This is a genomic window from Cellulomonas sp. NPDC058312 (assembly GCF_042880135.1).
Classification (GTDB): domain Bacteria; phylum Actinomycetota; class Actinomycetes; order Actinomycetales; family Cellulomonadaceae; genus Cellulomonas.
In genome coordinates this window covers 329,647-349,001 of record NZ_JBHVZE010000001.1, presented here as the reverse complement: position 1 = coordinate 349,001, position 19,355 = coordinate 329,647, and the positions used below count along the sequence as shown (strand labels likewise).

Sequence of the window (19,355 nt, the reverse complement as noted above, 5' to 3'; positions counted from 1 at the left end):
GCCGCGCACCAGCCACCGAGGGTACCGCCCGGACCTGGTCGTCCCGGGGCTACGGTGGCGTCGTGCCTGATCCCGGACCTCACGCCACCTTCTCCACCCGTCCCGACGCACCCGCCGCGCCGACGGCCCGCGGCCCGCTCGGGCACGTGGTGGTCGTCGGGACCGGGCTCGCCGGGGTCCGGACCGTGCTGGAGCTGCGGGCGCAGGGCTTCACCGGCCGGGTGACGGTGCTGGGCGCCGAGCCGGTCGCCCCCTACGACCGGCCGCCGCTGTCCAAGCACCTGCTGGACCGGCCCGCGCCGGCGTGGCTCGCCGACGAGCTGGGCGTCGACGCGCTCGCCCAGGCCGACGACGTCCGGCTGGCGACGCGGGCCACGGGCCTGCGGGTGCACGAGGACGGCGTCACCGTGCACACCGACGCCGGGCCGGTGCGCGCCGACGCGGTGGTCGTGGCCACCGGGGCCGCCGCCGTGCACCCGCCCGCCTGGCCCTCGGCGCTCACGCTGCACACCGCCGCGGACGCCCAGCGGCTGCGGGAGGCGCTGGCCGGGACCGGCGCCGACGGCGGTCCCCGGCGCCTCGTCGTCATCGGTGCCGGGTGGATCGGCGCGGAGGTCGCGACGGTCGCCACGGCGGCGGGGGTCGACGTCACGGTGGTGGAGGCCCGGTCGGTGCCGCTGGCGGCGGCGCTCGGCGAGCGGGTCGGCGGGCTGACCGCCCCCTGGTTCGCCGCGGCGGGCGTGCGGCTGCGGACCGGCGTGGCGGTCGCCGCCGTGGATCCGGGCAGCGGCACGTCGGCCGGTGCCGTGACGCTCGCCGACGGCACGGTGCTGCCCGCCGACGTGGTGCTCGCCGCCGTCGGCGCCCGACCCGCGACCGCGTGGCTGGCGGGCCCGGGTCCCGACAGCGCAGGTCCCGACACCCCGGGCGCGCCGGTCGCCGTCGACGCGGTCGGCGCGGTCGTGGTGGACGAGCGGCACGCGCCGGTGGACGGGTCCTGGCGGGTCCGGGTCGTCGGCGACGCGGCCCGACGCCGGTCCCCCCGCCACGGCTGGGTGCCCGGCGGCCACTGGGACGCGGCGCTGCGCGGGCCGGCGGTGGCGGTCGCCGGGCTGCTGGGCCACGAGCCCGCCGAGCCGGACCTCGCGCCCTACGTGTTCTCCACCCAGCTGGGGCACGAGCTGGCGCTCTACGGCACGCCGGGAGTCGACGACGAGGTGCTGCTGCGCGGGGACCCCGCGGCGGGCGACGGCTGGACGGCGCTGTGGTTCGCGCCCGGGACCGACCGGCTGACCGCGGTGTTCGCCGTCGACCGCCCGCGCGACGTCGGCGGGGCGCGCCGGCTGCTCGCCGGAGCGGCGCTGCCGGTGCTCGACCGCGCGCTGGCCGCGGACCCGGCGGTCCCGCTGCCGCGCACCGTCGCGGGCTGAGCCGGGCCGCCCGCGGTCGTCCCGCGGGGTTCAGCCGGCGGTGGCCGCCCGGAGCCGCGCGACCGACTCGAGCGCCGGGACCCGCCACTCGTCGACGCCGACCTCGTCCCACAGCTCGTAGAGCTCCGAGGTGTCGGCGTCCGCGAGCGCCCGGTCGGCCTGGACCAGCAGCCAGGCGGTGCGCTCCGCGGTGAGGTGCGGGGCCGCCGCCGCGAGCACCTCCGCCTCGTCCGGGACCTCCGCGTGCGGCAGCCCGCGCAGCGCGAGCGCGATCTCGACGAGCGCCAGCACCGCCTGGCCGCCGTCCGCGTCGAGGTACTCGTCGTCCTCGGCGTACTCCTCCACGTCCGCGAACGTGAACGTGCCCTTCCGGATGCTGTCGAGCAGGTCGCCCACGCTGTCGGAGTCGAACGGTCCAGAGCCCCAGGTACCCATACCGGGACGATAGCCGCCCCCGCCGCCGTCCCGGTGCGGGAACGGCGGCGGGGGGCGGGTGCGGGGACGACGGACGTCAGGCGCGGGCGACGCGGAGGGTGAGCAGCTGGAACGGCCGCAGCTCGAGGTCCACGGCCCCGTCCGACCCGGCGGCCCCCCGGACCGCGCGGGCCGGGACCTCGCGCTCCAGCAGGTCCACCTCGGTGACCGCGCCGGCGGCGAAGCCCCAGCCGACCCGCGCGCGGGCGCGGGCGCCGTGCGCCTCGTACAGCCGGACGACGACGTCGCCGGACCCGTCGTCGGCGAGCTTGACCGCCTCGACGACCACCCCGGGCGCGTCGACCGTCACCAGCGGGTCCACCGGCCGGGACCCGCGGACCTCCCGCACCGGCAGGTTCGCCCGGTAGCCGTCGACGACGGCCTCGGGGATGCCCGCGCCGACGTGCAGCAGGGTCCGGAACACGTGCCGGCCCTGGTCGGCCTCGGGGTCGGGGAACAGCGGTGCGCGCAGCAGCGACTGCCGGACGACGGTCGACGTGCCGCCGTCCGGTGCGACCGACCGCGTGACGTCGTGGCCGTAGGTGGCGTCGTTGGCGACCGCCACCCCGTAGCCGGGCTCCCCGACGTGCACCCAGCGGTGCGCGCAGATCTCGTACCGGGCGACGTCCCAGGACGTGTTGGTGTGGGTCGGGCGCAGCACGTGGCCGAACTGGGTCTCCGCCGCGGACCGGTCGGCGTGCACGTCGACGGGGAACGCGAGCTTGAGCAGCAGCTGCCGCTCGTGCCAGTCGACCTCGGTGCTGATGTCGACCGCGCGGGTGCCGGGCCGGAACGTCAGCTCCTGCACGATCGTCGAGGCCCCGACGGTGCGGGAGGTGCGGATCACCGCGCGGTCGGGCTTCTCGGCGACGACCTCGACGGAGTCCGCGTCGAGCAGGTCCTGCACGGTGCGGCGGTACTCGGCGTCGATGTCCCACGCGTCCCACTGCCGCGGCACGTCGCGGTGCACCTGCAGCAGGTTCGCGAGGGCATCCGGCGCGACGGCCTCGCGGTCCGCGGCGAGGTCCCGGACGGACGCGAGCTGCCCGCCGGCGCTGAGCCGGACGTCGAGCACGTCGGTGCGGACGCGCAGGGTGCCGTCGTCGGCGCGCAGCACCTCGACCGTGCCGGTCGCGGTGCCCTCGTCGGACGCGAGCACCCCGCCCAGGGCCGGGACCCCGTCGCGGGCGTGCGGCGCGGCGTTGAGCCGGACGGTGCCGTCGCCGTCGCCGGCCAGGGCCGCGAGCGCCGCCCCGATCACGGCCTCCGCGCGGTGCTCGACGTCCGCGTACGCCTCCTCGGCCTGCCGGTAGACCCAGCCGATGGACGATCCCGGGAGGATGTCGTGGAACTGGTGCAGCAGCACCACCCGCCACAGGGCGCGGAGCTCGTCGGCCGGGTAGGCGTGGCCGGTGCGCACGGCGGCGGTCGCGGCCCAGAGCTCGGCCTCGCGCAGCAGGTGCTCGCTGCGCCGGTTGCCGCGCTTGGTCCGGGCCTGCGAGGTGTAGGTGCCGCGGTGGTACTCGAGGTACATCTCCCCCGACCACACCGACGACCGGCCGGGCTCGGCGGCCTCGGCCTCGTCGAGCTCGGCCTCGGCGCGCGCGAAGAAGTCGTTCGGCGAGCCGAGCTCGACCTCGGGCAGGCCGGCCAGCGACCGGGCGCGGTCGGCGGCCGCGAGCATCTCGCGCGTCGGCCCGCCGCCCCCGTCGCCCCAGCCGAACGGCACCAGCGACTCGGTCGCCACGTCCTTGTCGCGGAACTCCCGCTCGGCGTGCGCGAGCTCGCGCGGCGACAGGTCGGAGTTGTAGGTGTCGACCGGGGGGAAGTGCGCGAGCACCCGGGAGCCGTCGATGCCCTCCCAGCGGAAGGTGTGGTGCGGCATCCGGTTGGTGTCGTTCCAGGACAGCTTCTGCGACAGGAACCACCGCGACCCGGCGGCGCGGACGATCTGCGGCAGCGCCCCGGTGTAGCCGAACGAGTCGGGCAGCCAGACGTCCTGCGTCTCGACGCCGAGCTCGTCGAGGAAGTACCGCTTGCCCTCGACCATCTGCCGGGCCAGGGCCTCGCCGCCGGGCATGTTGGTGTCCGACTCGACCCACATCCCGCCGACCGGCACGAACTGCCCCGCGGCGACCTTCGCGCGGATCCGCTCGAACAGCTCGGGGTGCCGCTCGGCGACCCACGCGTACTGCTGCGCGGACGAGCAGGCGAACACGAAGTCCTCGCGCTCGTCCATCAGCGCCACGACGCTCGCGAACGTCCGGGAGCACTTGCGGACCGTCTCCCGGGCGGGCCAGAGCCAGGCCGAGTCGATGTGGGCGTGCCCGGTGGCGAGCACCCGGTGCCCGCCGGCGCCGGCGGGCACGTCGAGCACCGGCCGCAGCACCGCGCGCCCGGCGGCGACCGTCCCGGCGACGTCGAACGGGTCGATCGCGTCGACCACGAGGTCGAGCGCGCGCAGCGCCCGGGCGTGCCGGGTGGAGCCGGCGTCGAGCACCTCGACCAGCCCCTGCACCGCGAGCAGGTCCTGCCACAGCTCCCAGACCTCGACGTCGCGGAGCACGACCTCCGCGGACCGCAGCGCGTACAGCGGGTCGGTGCCGGCGGTCAGCGGGTCGCCGAGCGGCGTCGGGCCGTACCAGGTGCTGCTGCCGACGTCGGGGTTGCCCGCGGCCTCGACGTACACGTCCACGACCGGGTCGGACCACGGCACGGCCTGGTTCAGCGGGGACAGGCCCTTGACCGCGACCCCGTCCGGACGGAGCACGAGGCCCTCCGCCTGGAAGCCGGGCTGGGTGGTGGTGAACCCGAGGTCGATCGCGAGCTCGACGGCGTGCCGCCCGGCGGCGACCTCGGCGGAGCCGGCCCAGGCCGCGGGGACGTCGCCGGTCATCCGGAACCAGGTGGTGCTCCACGGCGCGCCCCAGGGGGTGCCGAGCGGGGCGGGCGCGTAGTCCTGCGCGACCGCCTCGGCGAACGGCACCGGCTCCCCCGGCGCGGTCCACGCCGTGACGGTGAGGGGGGCGCGGTCGGCGACCAGGGCGGGGGTGAGGCGCTCGTGCAGGAAGCGCTGCACGCGCTGGACGACACGGGCGACGTCGACGTCGACGGGCATGGAGGGACCTCCGGGGATCAGGGGTGCGACGAGTGCGTGGGGTGCGGGAGGGGTGCGTGGGGCGCGGGCCGGGCGTCAGCCCTTGACCGCCCCGGACATGGCGAACGAGCCCCCCGAGAACCGCTGCACCACGAGGTACAGCACGAGGACGGGGACGGAGTAGAGGATCGAGAACGCCGCGAGCCGGCCGTAGGCGACGGTGCCGTACGTGCCGAAGAAGCTGTAGATCGCGACGGCGGCGGGCTGGTTGTCGGGCGAGAAGAGCAGCACGAACGGGACGAAGAAGTTCCCCCACGCCCCGGTGAACACGAAGATGAACACCACCGCGATGCCGGGCCGCATCAGCGGGACGACGATCCGGCGCAGCGCGGTCATCGACCCGGCGCCGTCGACCCACGCGGCCTCCTCCAGGGACACCGGCACGGAGTCCATGAAGTTCTTGGTCATCCAGATGGCCATCGGCAGCGACGTCGCGGCCAGGAAGAACACGGTGCCCGGCACGGAGTCGAGCATCCCGAGGTACACGAACAGCGCGTAGACCGGGACCATCATCGCGGTGATCGGCAGGCAGGTGCCGAACAGGATGCCGTAGAGGAACGACTTGCGGAACCGCATCTGGTACCGCGACAGCGGGTACGCCGCGAGCAGCGACGCCAGCACCGTCAGGACGGCGGTGCCGCCGGACAGCACCGTGGAGTTCCACAGCGGCCGGAACGTGGCGTCCCAGGTGAGGATCTGGCTGAAGTTGTCGCCCGTCAGGCGCTCCGGCAGCTTCACCGAGACCGTCGCGGCGGGGTCGAGCGACGCGAGGACGATCCACGCGAGCGGCACGAGGAACGCGACGGCCACGACCAGCAGGGCGAGCGTGACGAGCAGCCGGCCGGTGCGCCGGCGGGGCGAGGCGACCGACGGGACGGGCCGGGCCCGCCGGGTCCCGGTCGCGGCGGGCGGGGCGGTGAGCGCGGTCATCAGTCGACCTCCGGCTTGAGCACGCGGATGTACACGAGCGAGAACACCGCGCCGACCAGCAGGGTCACCGTCGCGATGGCCGTGCCGTAGCCGACCTGCGCGAACTTGAACGCCTCCTGGTAGGCCAGCACGGGCAGGGTCGAGGAGTCGGTCCCCGGACCGCCGCCGGTCATCACCCAGATCAGGGTGAACACGGCGAGCGTCTGCAGCGTGGTGAGCATGAGGTTGGTCGAGATGGACCGCCGGATCATCGGCAGCGTGATCCGGAAGAACCGCTGCGGGCCGGTGGCACCGTCGATGGCGGCGGCCTCGGTGACGTCGGGCGGCACCTCGGCCAGCGCGGCGCCGTAGACCATCATCGAGAACGCGGTGCCGCGCCAGATGTTCGCGAGGATCACCGCGAGCATCGGCACGGAGATCAGCCAGGTCGGGCCGGTCAGCCCGAACCAGCCGAGCACCTGGTTGAGCGTGCCGTCGGTGGAGAAGAACGCGTACAGCGCGAACGCGGCGACGATCTCCGGCAGCACCCACGCCATGACGACGATCGCGGACACCGTGGCGCGCAGCGGCTTCGCGGCGGCCCGGAGCAGCATCGCCAGGCCCATGCCGAGCACGTTCTGCCCGACCACGGCCGACGCCCCGACGAACACCACGGTCAGGACGACGGACTTCCAGAACCCGTCGTCGCCGAGCAGCGCGACGTAGTTGTCGAGGCCGACGAACTCCGGGGCCGCGGCCCGGTAGCCGGTGAGCGCCTGGTTGGTGAGCGAGCCGTAGAACGACCACAGCACCGGCCCGGCGAGGAACACCAGCATCAGCACGACGGCGGGCAGCAGCGGCAGCAGCCGCAGGGCGGCCCGCCCCGGGCGACGGCGGGGGCGGGTGGGGCCCGCCGCCGTCGCCCGGTCCAGGGTGGCGGCCGTCATCAGCCGGCGGCCTGGGTCGCGTCCTCGCCGACGATGGACAGCAGACCGTCGTCGTAGGTGGCCGCGGCCTCCTCGGCGGTCTGCTGGCCGGTGGCCACGGACTCCGCGGCGACCTGGATGTTCGACGAGATCTGCGAGTAGTCCGGCGTGGCCGGGCGGAAGTGCGTGTACTCGACGAGCGAGCTGAAGAACTCGAACGACGGGTTGTAGCCCAGGTACTCCGGGTCCTCGGCGACGTCGGTCCGGACCGCGATCTGGCTGTTCTCGGTGTCGTACTTGAGCGAGTTCTCGCGGTTCAGCGCGGTCGCGATGAAGTCGAAGGCCGCCTGCGGGTCGCCCGCGTTCGCGCCGACGGACAGCGTCCAGCCGCCGGACATCGAGGTGAAGCCGGGCTCCTGGCCGTCCTGCGTGGGCATCGCCGCCATGCCGAGGGTCTGCTCCCACTCGGGCCAGGCGTTGTCGCCCTCGATCCAGCCGCCGGGCAGCCACGAGCCGTCGACCGCCATCGCGAGCTTGCCCTCGGGCAGCAGCTCGGTGGCGACGCGCGCGCCCACGGAGGCGTCGAGCGCGACGTCGAGCGACGGCGCCAGGCCCTCGGAGTAGATCGTCTCGAGGAACGCGAGCGAGTCGGTGAAGCCCTGCGAGCCGGTGACCCACTTCTGGCTGTCGGCGTCGTAGAGCTCGTCGCCGGTCCCGTACAGGAGCATCTCGAAGCCCTGCATCGTCGTGGCCTCACCGGCCGCCTTGCCGGCGTAGACGTTCAGCGGGGTGACGTCCGGCAGCTTCTCCTTGACGGTGCGCGCGGCGGTGAGGATGTCGTCCCAGGTCTCGGGCTGCCAGTCGGTCGGGAGCCCGGCCTGCGCGAACAGGTCCTTGTTGTAGTAGATGCCGCGGGTGTCGGTGCCCATCGAGACGCCGTAGACCTTGCCGTCGTCGCCGAGGCCGGCCTGCCGGGCGTTCTCCGGGAACTGGTCCCAGTCCTCCCACGCCTCGACGTACTCGTCGATCGGCAGCAGGTAGCCGGCGGCGGCGTCGGACCGGATCTGGAACGTGTCCTCGTAGATGACGTCGGGGGCGGTGTCGGGCGAGCCGTTCATCAGGGCGAGCTTGGTGAAGTACTGGTCCTGCTCGGCCTCGATGGCGACGAGGTCGATCGTCATGCCCTCGTTCGCGGCCTCGTACTCCTCCTTGGCCTTCTTCAGCAGCTCGTCGAGCTGCACGAACTGGGCGGTCCGCTGGTAGGCGACGGTGATCGTCGAGTCGTCCTGCCCGCCCCCGCCGCCGCCGCTGCTGCACGCAGCGAGGCCGATCGTGAGGGCGAGGACGCCGGACGAGGCGATGAGGGCTTGCTGACGCATGGATGCTCCTTTGCTCCACGTGCACGGTCCGGGCGGCGCTGCCGGGACCCGATAACTACAACGTCTGGATGAATTGCTGTCAAGGGGTCGGGCCGGACCGTGACCGGGCCGTGACGAACCGGGGCCCACCCCTGCCGTGTCAAAGATGTTTGACACGGCGACGCCACGGCCCTACGGTCCGGGTGTCAAAGATCTTTGACACGGACGACGGGAGCGACGATGTCCTACCAGGAGCGCAGCGCGTGGGCGTCCGGCGTGATCGCCGTGCTCGGCTACGCCGCCTACCTCGCCGTCGTCCTCACCCGCGCGGCGGGCGGGCCGCTGACCGCGGTCCCGTACGCCGGGCCGCTGCTGGTCAGCGTCGGCGCCGCGGTCGTCGCCGGCATCCTGACCGGAGTCGTGCTCGGCGCCCTCGCCGGGGCCGAGCGGGGTGTCCGGGACGAGCGCGAGCGCGAGATCGAGCGGCTCGGCACCCGCGTCGGTCAGGCGTTCCTGGTGCTCGGCGGCGTGGCCGGGCTCGCCCTGGCGCTCGCCGAGGCCGACAGGTTCTGGATCGCGAACGCGCTCTACCTGGGCTTCGTGGCCTCGGCGGTGCTGTCGGCGGTCGCGCGGGTCGCGGCATCCCGGTCCGGAGCCGGCCCGTGGTGAGGCCGACCGCCGTCACCAACACGATCCGGGCGCTGCGCACCGAGCGCGGTCTGACCCAGGCGCAGCTCGCCCAGGCGCTCGGGATCACCCGGCAGACCGTCATCGCCGTCGAGCAGGGACGCTGGTCGCCCTCGCTCGAGCTGGCGTTCCAGATCGCGCACGTCCTCGGACGGCCGATCGACCAGGTGTTCGCGTACGAGCCGGACGGGAGCGGGACATGAGAGCGGTCGAGCGGGAGACCTACGGGGACACGTCGGTGCTGCGGGTGGTCGACCGCGAGCTCGCGGCGCCCACCGGGGACCAGGCGCTGGTCCGGGTGGCGGCGGCCGGGGTGAACATGGCCGAGTGGCACCTGATGACCGGGCTGCCGTCGGTGGCGCGGCTGGCTCTCGGCCTGCGGGCTCCCCGGCGGCACGGGCTCGGGCAGGACCTGGTGGGCACGGTCGAGGCCGTCGGGCCCGACGTCCGCGCGCTGCGGCCCGGCGACCGGGTGCTCGGCACGGGCGACGCCGCGTTCGCCGAGCAGGCGCTCACCCGCGAGCACCGCCTCGTGACGCTGCCCGCGCACGTGCCCGGCGACCGCGCGGCCGCCACGCCGCTGGCCGGGACGACCGCCCTGCACGCCCTGCGGTCCGGCCGGGTCGCGCCCGGGGACCGGGTGCTGGTGCTCGGCGCGGGCGGCGGGGTCGGGTCGCTCGCGGTGCGGCTCGCCGTGCTCGCGGGCGCCGAGGTGACCGCGGCGACCACCGCCGCGAAGGCCGACGCCCTGGGCGGCCTCGGCGCCGCGGCGGTGGTGGACCGGGAGCACCTGCCGACCGGGTCGGGTGGCGGCTTCGACGTCGTGCTCGTGACCGGCGGCCTGACCCCGCTGGGCGACCTGCGGCGCCTGCTCGGCCCCCGGGGGACCCTCGTGCTGGTCGGCGCCGAGGGCGGGGGCACGGTGGTCGGCGGCGGGCTCGCCCGGCAGGCCCGCGCCGCCGCCCTCGACCCGTGGGTCCGGCAGCGCCTGCGCAGCGTCGTCGCGCGGGCGAACCCGACCGACCTGGCCCGGCTGCGGGACCTGCTCGCCGACGGCAGCCTCGTGCCCGTGGTGGACCGCACCTTCCCGCTCGCCGAGGCCGGTGCCGCGATCGACCACCTCGCGTCCGGGGCGGCGCGCGGCAAGGTCGTGCTGCGGGTCGCCTGACCGGGTGCGTCAGCCCACGAGCAGCAGGTCGCTCAGCTGACCAGCAGCAGATCGCTCGGCCGCGGCGTGAACGCCCGCCCCAGCAGGATGCACCCGGCCCCCACGGCACCGACCTGCGGGCCGTACCCGGACGACGACACCGTCACGGCGTGCGCGCCGGGCACCGGGTGCTGCGCGACCGTCTCGGTCAGCGCGGGCTCCGCGTACGGGGCGATCCGGTCCCAGAGCGGCCCGCCGACCAGGACGCTGCCGACGTCGAGCAGGTCGGTGAGCACCCCGGCGGCGGCCCCGAGCCGCCGGCCTGCGAGCGCCAGCACCTCCCGCGCCCCCGCGTGCCCGGCGTCCGCGGCCGCGCAGAGCCCGGCGACCGCGCGGTCGACGGCGCGCGGGTCGGTGCCGTCGCCCCAGTCGGGCAGGTCGACCCCGGCCGCGCGGCCCTGCTGCGCCAGCGCCTCCGCGCGGAGCACCGCCCCCAGGCAGCCGCGCCGCCCGCACCAGCACGGCGCACCGTCCGGGTCCGCGACCAGGTGGCCCGACTCCCCCGCGTTGCCCGAGATGCCGCGCACCACCTCGTCGCGCAGCACGATCGACACCGCGACGCCCGTGCCGAGGTAGCAGAACACGAAGTCCGAGGGGTGCGCGGGGCCCGCGCCGGCCGCGTCAGCGGGCGCCCACAGGTGCGCGCACGCCGCGGCGATCACGTCCTTGTCGAGCACGGCGCGCAGCCCGGTCCGCTCCGCGACGGCGTCCCGCAGCGGCACGTCGTGCCAGCCGGGCAGGTGCGGCGGGTCCAGCACGACGCCCGCCTCGACGTCGATCGGCCCGGGCGCGGCGATCCCGACCCCCAGCACCCGGTCCCGGTCCACCCCGGCGGCGGCGATCAGCCCCTCGATCTCGGCGACCAGCCCGTCGACGACGGCCTGCGGGTCCTCCGGCACCGGGGTCGGCGACTGCGCCCGCGCCACCACGGCGCCCGACAGGTCCAGCAGCACGAACGTCATCGTCGCGGGGTCCAGGTGCACCCCGACGGCGAACCGGCTCGGCGCGTTCAGCCGCAGCAGCGTCCCGGGGCGGCCCGGGCCGCGGCGCGCCGCCTCGCCCTCCTCGACCACCAGGCCGAGGTCGAGCAGGCGGCGCGCCACGTTGGTGACGGTCTGCGCCGAGAGTCCCGTCCGGCGCGCCACCTCCGCGCGGGCCAGCCCGCCGCCGGCGCGCCGGATGACGTCCAGCACGACGGTCTGGTTGAAGTCGCCCATCCGGGGCAGGTTGGTCCCGCGGCGCATGCCCGCCCCTCCCGTCGGCTCCGCACCGGGTCGGCCCCGGGGCGGCCCCGGTCCGGCGCTCAGGTCGCGCCGACGCGACCGGGGGTGCGTCGCATTATGCCGACGTCAGTGCGCGAAGTGGCGCGTCCCGGTCAGGTAGAGCGTCACGCCGGCCGCCTGGGCCGCCGCGACGACCTCCTCGTCGCGCACGGAGCCGCCGGGCTGGACGACCGCCCGGACCCCGGCGTCGAGCAGCACCTGCAGGCCGTCGGCGAACGGGAAGAACGCGTCCGACGCGGCGACCGCGCCGCGCGCCCGCTCGGCGTCGCCGGTGTTCGCGCGCTCCACCGCCAGGCGGCAGGAGTCGACCCGGTTGACCTGGCCCATGCCGACGCCGACCGAGGCGCCGCCGTCCGCGAGCAGGATCGCGTTCGACTTCACCGCGCGCACCGCCCGCCAGGCGAACGTCAGGTCGGCGAGCGTCGCCGCGTCGGCGGGCTCGCCGGCGGCCAGCGTCCACGTGGTCGGGTCGTCGCCGGGGGCGTCGACGCGGTCGACCTCCTGCACCAGCAGGCCGCCGCTGATCGGCCGGGTCTCGACGCCCGCGGACGGCGCGCCCTCGACGACCAGGAGGCGGATGTTCTTCTTGCGCTGCAGGACCTCGAGCGCGGCGGGCTCGTAGCCGGGCGCCACGACGACCTCGGTGAACACCTCCGCGATCTGCTCGGCCGCCGCGAGGGTGACGGTCGCGTTCGCCGCGATCACGCCGCCGAACGCGGACACCGGGTCGCAGGCGTGGGCGCGGGCGTGCGCGTCCGCGACGTCGGCGCCGACCGCGATGCCGCAGGGGTTCGCGTGCTTGATGATCGCGACCGCCGGGCCCTCGTGGTCGTGCGCCGCGCGCCAGGCCGCGTCGGCGTCGACGTAGTTGTTGTAGCTCATCGCCTTGCCGTGCAGCTGGGTCGCCTGCGCGAGACCGGTCGCGCCGTGGCCCGCGGTGTAGACGGCCGCGCGCTGGTGCGGGTTCTCGCCGTAGCGCAGCACGTCCGCGCGCTCCCAGGTCGCCCCCATCCACGCCGGGAACCCGGTGGCGACGCCGTCGACCTCGTCCGTCGTGGTCGCGACGTTCCCCATCCACGACGCCACGGCGACGTCGTAGCTCGCGGTGTGCACGAACGCCTGCGCGGCGAGCCGGGTGCGCGCCGCCAGGGTGAAGCCCCCGGCCCGGACGGCCTCGACCACGTCGCCGTACGCGGCGGGGTCGACGACGACCGCGACGCTCGGGTGGTTCTTCGCCGCGGCGCGGACCATCGACGGCCCGCCGATGTCGATCTGCTCGACGCACTCGTCCGGGGTCGCGCCCGAGGCGACGGTCGCCGTGAACGGGTACAGGTTCACCACCACCAGCTCGAACGGCGCCACGCCGAGCTCGTCCAGCTGCGCCAGGTGCTCGGGGCGGCGGGTGTCCGCGAGGATGCCGGCGTGCACCCGGGGGTGCAGCGTCTTCACGCGGCCGTCCAGGCACTCGGGGAACCCGGTCAGGTCCTCGACGCGCGTCACCGGGATCCCCGCGGCGGCGACGGTGCCCGCGGTGGAGCCGGTGGACACCAGCTCCACGCCGGCCTCGTGCAGCGCCGCAGCGAGCTCGACCAGGCCGGACTTGTCGTAGACGGAGAGCAGCGCGCGGCGGACGGGGCGGCGGGTGCTGTCGGCGGTCGGGTCGGCGACGGTGGGCACGGCGGGCAGCGAGGCGTGGGACATCAGGTCCTCCGGGTCGGACGGCACCCGTGCGGGTGCGACGGTGTCAGGACCCGAGCACCCAGGCGGCCGGTGCGACGGCGGAACTGCTGCGGCCGCTCCCCGGTGGTCAGTTCCACCTCGCGCCAGTCACGACCTGGGGACGAGCCTACCGGAGGCCCGCGCGAGGTCCACCGACGCGGGCGGAGCCGCAGGTCAGCCGACCGTGACCACGCGCCCGTCGACCCGCATCCCGCCGGCGACCACCCGCGCGACCCAGTCGACCAGCAGCGCGCGCTCCGCGACCTTGATCCGCTCGTGCAGGCCCGCCTCGTCGTCACCCGGCTCCACGGCGACCGCGACCTGCGCGATCACGGGGCCGGTGTCGACGCCCGCGTCGACGACGTGCAGCGTGCAGCCGGTGACCTTGGCCCCGAACGCCAGCGCGTCGCGGACGGCGTGCGCTCCCGGGAACGACGGCAGCAGCGCGGGGTGGGTGTTGACCACGCGCCCGGGCCACCGGTCCAGCACCGCCGCACCGAGGATCCGCATGAACCCGGCGGACACGACGAGGTCGGGCCGGAACACCGCGATCGCCTCGGCGACCCCCGCGTCCCACGCCGCCCGGTCCGCGAAGTCCGCGGGCGCGACGACCGCCGTCGGCACCCCCGCCCGGCGCGCGAGCTCCAGGCCCCCGGCCGACGCCCGGTCCGCCACCACGCCGACCACCCGCGCGGGGTAGCCGGGCCGGTCGTGGGCCGCCAGCAGCGCGGCGAGGTTGCTGCCGGCGCCGGAGACGAGGACGACGAGTCGGCCGCCGGAGCGGGTCGCGGGACGGGGCGGGGCGTCGGGGGCGCTCATGGGGCCCGACCCTAACCGGCGCGTGCGCGAGAATGGGCCGGTGAGCAACCCGTACGCCCCGCCGTCCCCGGACCGCACGCCCGACGGCAGCCCCGCGCAGGACGGCGAGCGGGCGCCGGGACCGGTCGCACCGGCGCAGGGCGGGCCGGCGCAGGGCGGTTCCCCGGGGGACGCCTCCCCGCACGCGACCCCGCGACGCGACCCGCGCCCCGGCGCGACCCCGCGCCCCGGCGCGACCCCGCGCCCAGGCGCGACCCCGCCGCCGCCCGCCCCGACCCCGCCGCCGGAGGTGCTCGCCCGGATCGGCCGGCTCGTGCGGCAGTTCGGCGTGTGGCTGGTCGCGGGCGTCGTCGTCGGCCTGCTGCCGCTGCCGTGGCGGCTCGCGACGGTGGCGTTCCTGGTCGGTGCCGGCTGGGCGGGCGTCCGGGCGCTGGTCGCCGTGGGCACCGCACGGCTGCGCGGCGGCCTGCTGCCGCTGCTCACCGCCGGTCTGGTGATGGTGGGCATCCTCCTGGTGGGGACGTTCGGGTCCCTGCTCACCTGGGACCTGGACACCGACCGGCAGGCGTGCCTGCAGGGCGCGCTCACCCGGTCCGCCGAGGCCGCGTGCGAGCGCGCCTACCAGGACGGGCTCGACGACCTCAGCGGCGGGCTGACCGGCGGTCTGACGGGCAGGCCCTGAGGCCCGCCCGCCCGCCCGCGTCACCCTCGGCGGACCGCGCCCGCCGCCGCAGCCCCCGTGCGCCGCGCGAGGCCGAGCACCGCGCCGCGGACGTGCCGGTCCCCCGGGAGCAGCACCACGAGCGCACCGACCGCCACCCCGGCGGCCACCGCGAGCGCGACCAGCAGCGGCTGCGGCCCGAGCTCGGTCATCCGGCCCGGCCCGATGCCGCCGCGGGACAGCGCCGCGAGCACCAGGGCGCCGAGCCCGGCGGTCGCCGCGGTCACCAGCCCCGCCACCAGCGGGTCGAGCGCCCGCTCCGTCGCCAGGCGCCGGCGCAGCACGAGCGCGGCGACCGCCCCGGCGAGCACGGTCACCACCGGCACGAGGACCAGCACGCCGCCGACCACGTCCGGCTCCGGCAGCGCGCCCAGCAGCGGGACGGCGGGCAGGGCGCCCGCCTGCACCTCGGCGACGCCGAACACCGTCCCGGTGCCGACGGCGAACCCGGGCCCCGCGAGCCACGAGAACGCCCACAGCACCAGGGTCGGCACGTAGGCGAGCTCGCCGACGGCGAGCACGACGCCACCGACCGCGTCCATGCGCATGCCCTGCACCATCTCGGCGATCATCGTGCGCCCGGTCACGACCCAGAGCGTCGTGAGCAGCGCCGCCAGCAGCACCAGCGACGCGAGGGCGGCGAGGCCCGCGGCGACGCCGTGCGCGACCGGTGCGGGAAGCCGGGTGACCAGCGGGTCGAGCACGTCGCGCAGCCGGGGCGCCTCGGGCCGGCGCAGCAGCCCGGCGCCCAGCCCGGTGACCGCGACCAGCACGGCGCCGAGCAGGCCCGCGCCGAGGTGCAGCAGGGAGGTGCCGGTCGTGAGCCCGACGACCAGGACCACCCCCGCGTAGGCCGCGACCCCGGCACCGAGCGAGGACCGCGTCGCGTACCCGGACCGCCGGGCCGACGCGTAGCAGCCGAACACCGCGAGCAGCGTCAGTCCCAGCGGGACCAGCGTCACCGTGGGGGCCAGCGTCAGCGGGACGCCGTGCGCGAGCAGCCACAGCCCGGCGGCCACCTGCACGGCGCGGGTCCACGGCACGCCCGTGGTCGCCGGCGCGGCGGAGGTCGCGACGTACGCGGCCACGGCGGGCAGCACCACCACGAGCAGCGGCAGCAGGGCGGCCTGCAGCCCCGCCAGCGCGCCGCCGACCCAGCGCGGCGCCCCGTCGAGGTCGCTCACGAAGAACCCCGACGCGGGCGTGTCGTCCAGCAGCCGCCGTCGCGACCGGGCGCCCGACGGGGCGCGGCGGTCGGGCCGGGTGCCGGGTGCGCTGCTCACTCCCCCATCGTCCCCGCGGTGGCGCCCGCACGGTCCCAACCGGCCCGGCGCGCCGCGCGTGGCGTCCCCCACGCCCGCCCGGGCAGCACGCGACCGCCGGTGCGCGCGCGGGTGCGCGGCGCCACGGCGGTCGCGTGGTGGGTCAGGACAGCAGCGCCCGGGCGAGCTCGGCGGTCTCGGTCGGCGTGGTGCCGACCTTGACCCCGGCCGCCTCGAGGGCCTCCTTCTTGGCCTGGGCGGTGCCCGCGGAGCCGGAGACGATGGCGCCGGCGTGGCCCATCGTCTTGCCCTCGGGGGCGGTGAACCCGGCGACGTAGCCGACGACCGGCTTGGTCACGTGCTCGGCGATGTACGCCGCGGCGCGCTCCTCGGCGTCCCCGCCGATCTCCCCGATCATGACGATCAGGTCGGTCTCGGGGTCGGCCTCGAACGCCGCGAGGGCGTCGATGTGCGTCGTGCCGATGATCGGGTCGCCGCCGATGCCGACGGCCGTCGAGAACCCGAGGTCCCGCAGCTCGTACATCATCTGGTAGGTGAGCGTGCCGGACTTCGACACGAGGCCGATGCGGCCCGGGCCGGTGATGTCCGACGGGATGATGCCGACGTTGGACTTCCCGGGGCTGATCAGGCCGGGGCAGTTCGGGCCGAGCAGCCGCACGCCCTTGGCCTGCGCGTAGGCGAAGAACTCGGCGGTGTCCGCGACGGGCACCCCCTCGGTGATGATCACGATCAGCGGGACGCCGGCGTCCACGGCCTCGATGACCGCGGCCTTGGTGAAGGCCGGCGGCACGAAGATCACGGACACGTCGGCGCGGGTCGACTCGACGGCCTGCGCCACCGAGCCGAACACCGGGATCGCGACGGTGAGGCCGGAGCCGTCACCGCGCGGGAACTCGACGCTGGTGCCCGCCTTGCGGGGGTTCACGCCGCCGACGACGGTGGTGCCCGCCGCCAGCATGCGGGTGGTGTGCTTGCTGCCTTCGGACCCGGTCATGCCCTGCACGATGACCTTGGACTCCGCGGTCAGGAAGATCGCCATGTGTGTGCTGTCTCGTCTCTCGCGTCGCTGCGTCAGGAGGTTCGGGAGGTCAGACGGATGCCAGACGGGCGGCCTCGGCGGCGCCCCCGTCCATCGTCTCGGCGAGGGTCACCAGCGGGTGCGCGGCGTCGCGCAGGATCCGCCGGCCCTGGACCACGTTGTTGCCGTCGAGCCGCACGACCAGCGGCTTCGTGGCGTGGTCGCCCAGGATGCCCAGCGCCGCGACGATGCCGTTGGCGACCGCGTCGCAGGCGGTGATGCCGCCGAAGACGTTGACGAACACCGACTTCACCTGCGGGTCGGACAGGATGATGTCCAGGCCCGCGGCCATCACCTCGGCCGAGGCGCCGCCGCCGATGTCGAGGAAGTTCGCCGGCTTCACGCCGCCGTGCTGCTGCCCGGCGTACGCGACGACGTCGAGGGTGCTCATGACGAGACCCGCGCCGTTGCCGATGACCCCGACCTCGCCGTCGAGCTTGACGTAGTTGAGGTCCTTCTCCTTCGCGCGGGCCTCCAGCGGGTCCGCCGCGGCGGCGTCCTCGAGGGCCGCGTGGTCCTCGTGGCGGAACTCGGCGTTGCCGTCGAGGGTCACCTTGCCGTCGAGCGCGACGACCCGGCCGTCCTCGGTGAGCACGAGCGGGTTCACCTCGACCAGCGTGGCGTCCTCCTCGCGGTACACGTCCCACAGCTTCGTCAGGACCGCGGCGACCTTCGGCGCGACGTCCGCGTCGAAGCCCGCGGCGGCGACGATCTCGTCGGCCTTGGCCTGGTCGATGCCGACCCGGGGGTCCACGGCGACCTTGGCCAGCGCCTCGGGCCGCTCGACCGCCAGCTGCTCGATCTCCATGCCGCCCTCGACGCTCGCCATCGCGAGGTACCGGCGCTCGGCCCGGTCGAGCAGCAGCGAGAAGTAGTACTCCGTCGCGATGCTGGCGCCCGCCGCGATCATCACGCGGTGGACGGTGTGGCCCTTGATGTCCATCCCGAGGATCTCGGCCGCGCGCTCCTCGGCCTCCTGCGCGGAACGGGCCAGCTTCACGCCGCCCGCCTTGCCGCGGCCGCCCGTCTTCACCTGCGCCTTCACGACGACCACGCCCGTGGCGCCGTCGGCGCCCAGCAGGGTCTCGGCCGCCGCGCGCGCCTCGGCGGGCGTCGTCGCGACGATCCCGCCCAGGACGGGCACCCCGTGCTTCTCGAACATGTCGCGTGCCTGGTACTCGAACAGGTCCACCTGTCGCGGTCCTTCCGTCGCCCTGCATCCCTGCGGGATCGGCTGCTCTGCCGCGGACGATCGTAGCCCGGGGCCCGGGGTTTATCTCCACGTCGAGATATGTGACCCGGGTCGCACCGTCAACACGTCTTGACAGATCGCCGGGCGTCAACCAACCTTGACGGCATGGACGACGCCGACGACACCGCGGGCACCCTGACCGCCGCCACCGCGGGCGACCCCGCCACCGGCCTGCGCGCCGTGCGCTCCCTGCGCGTCCTCGCCGACCGGCTCGAGACCCTCCAGGTCGGCCGAGCCCGCGAGCTCGGCTGGTCCTGGCAGGACATCGCCGAGGCCCTCGGCGTCAGCCGTCAGGCCGTGCACCAGAAGCACCACCGCCGCACCCCCTGACCACCCGTCACCGCGCAGAGGAGCAGACCCATGTTCGAACGGTTCACCACCGGCGCCCGCGAGGCCGTCGTGCAGGCCCAGCAGGTCGCCCGCGACCTCGGCGACCCCCGGATCACGCCCGCGCACCTGCTGGTCGCGCTCACAGACGCGGACCCGGGCACCCGGGCGGCGCTCGCCGCGCACGGCGCCGACCGGGAGACGCTGCTCGACCGGTTCGACACCGACGGCCTCGACGCGGGCGCCCTCGCCGCGCTCGGCATCGACCTCGACGCGGTGCGCCGCTCCACCGACAGCACCTTCGGCGCCGGCGCCCTCGACAGAGCCCACCCCCGGGCCCGCGGGCCGCGCCGCACCCCCGGGCACCTGCCGTTCACCCGGGACGCGAAGAAGACGCTCGAGGTCGCGCTCCGCGAGGCGCTCCGGCTCGGGCACCGGCGCATCGAGGCCGGGCACGTGCTGCTCGCGATCATCCGCCTCGACGACACCGACGGCCACGCGCTGCTCCGCCGCTGCGGCGTGGACCCCGCGGCCCTCGCCGCGGACACCACGACCCGCCTCGGCGCCACCACGGCAGCCTGACCCGCCGACCCCGCTGGCCCGCTGGCCGCTGGCCGCTGGCCGCTGGCCGTCGAGTGGAAGGGGGGGGGGGGGCCGGCCCGGCGGGCGGGGGCGGCCGCGCGGACCCCCAGCGGACGGGAAGCTAAACACGACCCCCACACACA

18 protein-coding genes and 1 riboswitch are annotated in these 19,355 nt (G+C 75.9%); of the genes, 7 read left to right on the top strand and 11 right to left on the bottom strand.

The features are described from left to right. The first annotated feature begins 62 nt into the window (after positions 1–62). Complete coding sequence (locus ACFVXN_RS01630; RefSeq protein WP_389226243.1) at positions 63–1,430, top strand: NAD(P)/FAD-dependent oxidoreductase; 1,368 nt, start codon at positions 63–65, stop codon at positions 1,428–1,430. A gap of 30 nt (positions 1,431–1,460) precedes the next feature. Here ACFVXN_RS01630 and ACFVXN_RS01625 read toward each other — a convergent pair whose 3' ends face one another. The 5 genes from ACFVXN_RS01625 to ACFVXN_RS01605 all read right to left on the bottom strand — a co-directional run bounded on the left by ACFVXN_RS01625 (position 1,461) and on the right by ACFVXN_RS01605 (position 8,275). Then, positions 1,461–1,865 carry a DUF4259 domain-containing protein gene (locus ACFVXN_RS01625; protein WP_389226241.1) on the bottom strand — a complete coding sequence of 135 codons (405 nt, stop codon included), beginning with the start codon at positions 1,863–1,865 and terminating at the stop codon, positions 1,461–1,463. 76 nt (positions 1,866–1,941) lie between these two features. After that, positions 1,942–5,022 (bottom strand): alpha-mannosidase, encoded by a 3,081-nt coding sequence (locus ACFVXN_RS01620; RefSeq protein WP_389226238.1) that lies wholly within the window; start codon positions 5,020–5,022, stop codon positions 1,942–1,944. Positions 5,023–5,097: 75 nt separating this feature from the next. Continuing rightward, the gene (locus ACFVXN_RS01615) at positions 5,098–5,991 is read right to left on the bottom strand and encodes a carbohydrate ABC transporter permease (protein WP_389226235.1); all 894 of its coding nucleotides are present in this window, start codon (positions 5,989–5,991) and stop codon (positions 5,098–5,100) included. Continuing rightward, positions 5,991–6,917: a carbohydrate ABC transporter permease gene (locus tag ACFVXN_RS01610; protein ID WP_389226232.1), complete on the bottom strand. Its 927-nt coding sequence runs from the start codon at positions 6,915–6,917 to the stop codon at positions 5,991–5,993. The genes ACFVXN_RS01615 and ACFVXN_RS01610 overlap by 1 nt, the downstream gene beginning before the upstream one ends. After that, positions 6,917–8,275, bottom strand: coding sequence for an extracellular solute-binding protein (locus ACFVXN_RS01605; protein WP_389226229.1), 1,359 nt, complete (start codon positions 8,273–8,275; stop codon positions 6,917–6,919). Before ACFVXN_RS01605 ends, ACFVXN_RS01610 begins: the two co-directional genes overlap by 1 nt. A 219-nt stretch (positions 8,276–8,494) precedes the next feature. Here ACFVXN_RS01605 and ACFVXN_RS01600 point away from each other — a divergent pair, with 219 nt between their 5' ends. The 3 genes from ACFVXN_RS01600 to ACFVXN_RS01590 are packed head-to-tail and all read left to right on the top strand — an operon-like array spanning position 8,495 to position 10,109. Further along, the gene (locus ACFVXN_RS01600) at positions 8,495–8,923 is read left to right on the top strand and encodes a hypothetical protein (RefSeq protein ID WP_389226226.1); all 429 of its coding nucleotides are present in this window, start codon (positions 8,495–8,497) and stop codon (positions 8,921–8,923) included. Beyond that, positions 8,917–9,144, top strand: a complete 228-nt coding sequence (locus ACFVXN_RS01595; protein ID WP_389226223.1) for a helix-turn-helix transcriptional regulator — start codon at positions 8,917–8,919, stop codon at positions 9,142–9,144. The genes ACFVXN_RS01600 and ACFVXN_RS01595 overlap by 7 nt, the downstream gene beginning before the upstream one ends. Next, positions 9,141–10,109, top strand: coding sequence for a zinc-binding dehydrogenase (locus ACFVXN_RS01590; protein WP_389226220.1), 969 nt, complete (start codon positions 9,141–9,143; stop codon positions 10,107–10,109). The genes ACFVXN_RS01595 and ACFVXN_RS01590 overlap by 4 nt, the downstream gene beginning before the upstream one ends. Before the next feature lie 32 nt (positions 10,110–10,141). Here ACFVXN_RS01590 and ACFVXN_RS01585 read toward each other — a convergent pair whose 3' ends face one another. The 3 genes from ACFVXN_RS01585 to purN all read right to left on the bottom strand — a co-directional run bounded on the left by ACFVXN_RS01585 (position 10,142) and on the right by purN (position 13,969). Beyond that, on the bottom strand, positions 10,142–11,392 hold the full coding sequence (locus ACFVXN_RS01585) for an ROK family protein (RefSeq protein ID WP_389226217.1): 1,251 nt from the start codon (positions 11,390–11,392) through the stop codon (positions 10,142–10,144). Between the two features lie 105 nt (positions 11,393–11,497). Beyond that, positions 11,498–13,132, bottom strand: a complete 1,635-nt coding sequence (purH, locus tag ACFVXN_RS01580; protein WP_389226214.1) for a bifunctional phosphoribosylaminoimidazolecarboxamide formyltransferase/IMP cyclohydrolase — start codon at positions 13,130–13,132, stop codon at positions 11,498–11,500. Positions 13,133–13,181: 49 nt separating this feature from the next. After that, positions 13,182–13,272: riboswitch (ZMP/ZTP riboswitch) on the bottom strand. A 52-nt stretch (positions 13,273–13,324) separates the two neighbouring features. Next, on the bottom strand, positions 13,325–13,969 hold the full coding sequence (purN, locus tag ACFVXN_RS01575) for a phosphoribosylglycinamide formyltransferase (protein WP_389226211.1): 645 nt from the start codon (positions 13,967–13,969) through the stop codon (positions 13,325–13,327). A 40-nt stretch (positions 13,970–14,009) separates the two neighbouring features. Between purN and ACFVXN_RS01570 the strand changes: the two genes are divergently transcribed. After that, positions 14,010–14,651 (top strand): hypothetical protein, encoded by a 642-nt coding sequence (locus ACFVXN_RS01570; RefSeq protein ID WP_389226208.1) that lies wholly within the window; start codon positions 14,010–14,012, stop codon positions 14,649–14,651. 20 nt (positions 14,652–14,671) lie between these two features. Here ACFVXN_RS01570 and ACFVXN_RS01565 read toward each other — a convergent pair whose 3' ends face one another. The 3 genes from ACFVXN_RS01565 to sucC form a co-directional block, all read right to left on the bottom strand. Beyond that, positions 14,672–15,973 carry a DUF6350 family protein gene (locus ACFVXN_RS01565; protein WP_389226205.1) on the bottom strand — a complete coding sequence of 434 codons (1,302 nt, stop codon included), beginning with the start codon at positions 15,971–15,973 and terminating at the stop codon, positions 14,672–14,674. 142 nt (positions 15,974–16,115) lie between these two features. Next, a complete protein-coding gene (sucD, locus tag ACFVXN_RS01560) occupies positions 16,116–17,012 on the bottom strand; it encodes a succinate--CoA ligase subunit alpha (protein WP_389226202.1) in 897 nt (298 codons plus the stop codon). Between the two features lie 49 nt (positions 17,013–17,061). Then, a complete protein-coding gene (sucC, locus tag ACFVXN_RS01555; protein ID WP_389226199.1) occupies positions 17,062–18,243 on the bottom strand; it encodes an ADP-forming succinate--CoA ligase subunit beta in 1,182 nt (393 codons plus the stop codon). A 165-nt stretch (positions 18,244–18,408) separates the two neighbouring features. On the opposite strand from sucC, the gene ACFVXN_RS01550 reads away from it, so the two are divergent. After that, on the top strand, positions 18,409–18,633 hold the full coding sequence (locus ACFVXN_RS01550; protein ID WP_389226196.1) for a helix-turn-helix domain-containing protein: 225 nt from the start codon (positions 18,409–18,411) through the stop codon (positions 18,631–18,633). 30 nt (positions 18,634–18,663) lie between these two features. Next, positions 18,664–19,212: a Clp protease N-terminal domain-containing protein gene (locus ACFVXN_RS01545; RefSeq protein ID WP_389226194.1), complete on the top strand. Its 549-nt coding sequence runs from the start codon at positions 18,664–18,666 to the stop codon at positions 19,210–19,212. Positions 19,213–19,355: the final 143 nt, after the last annotated feature.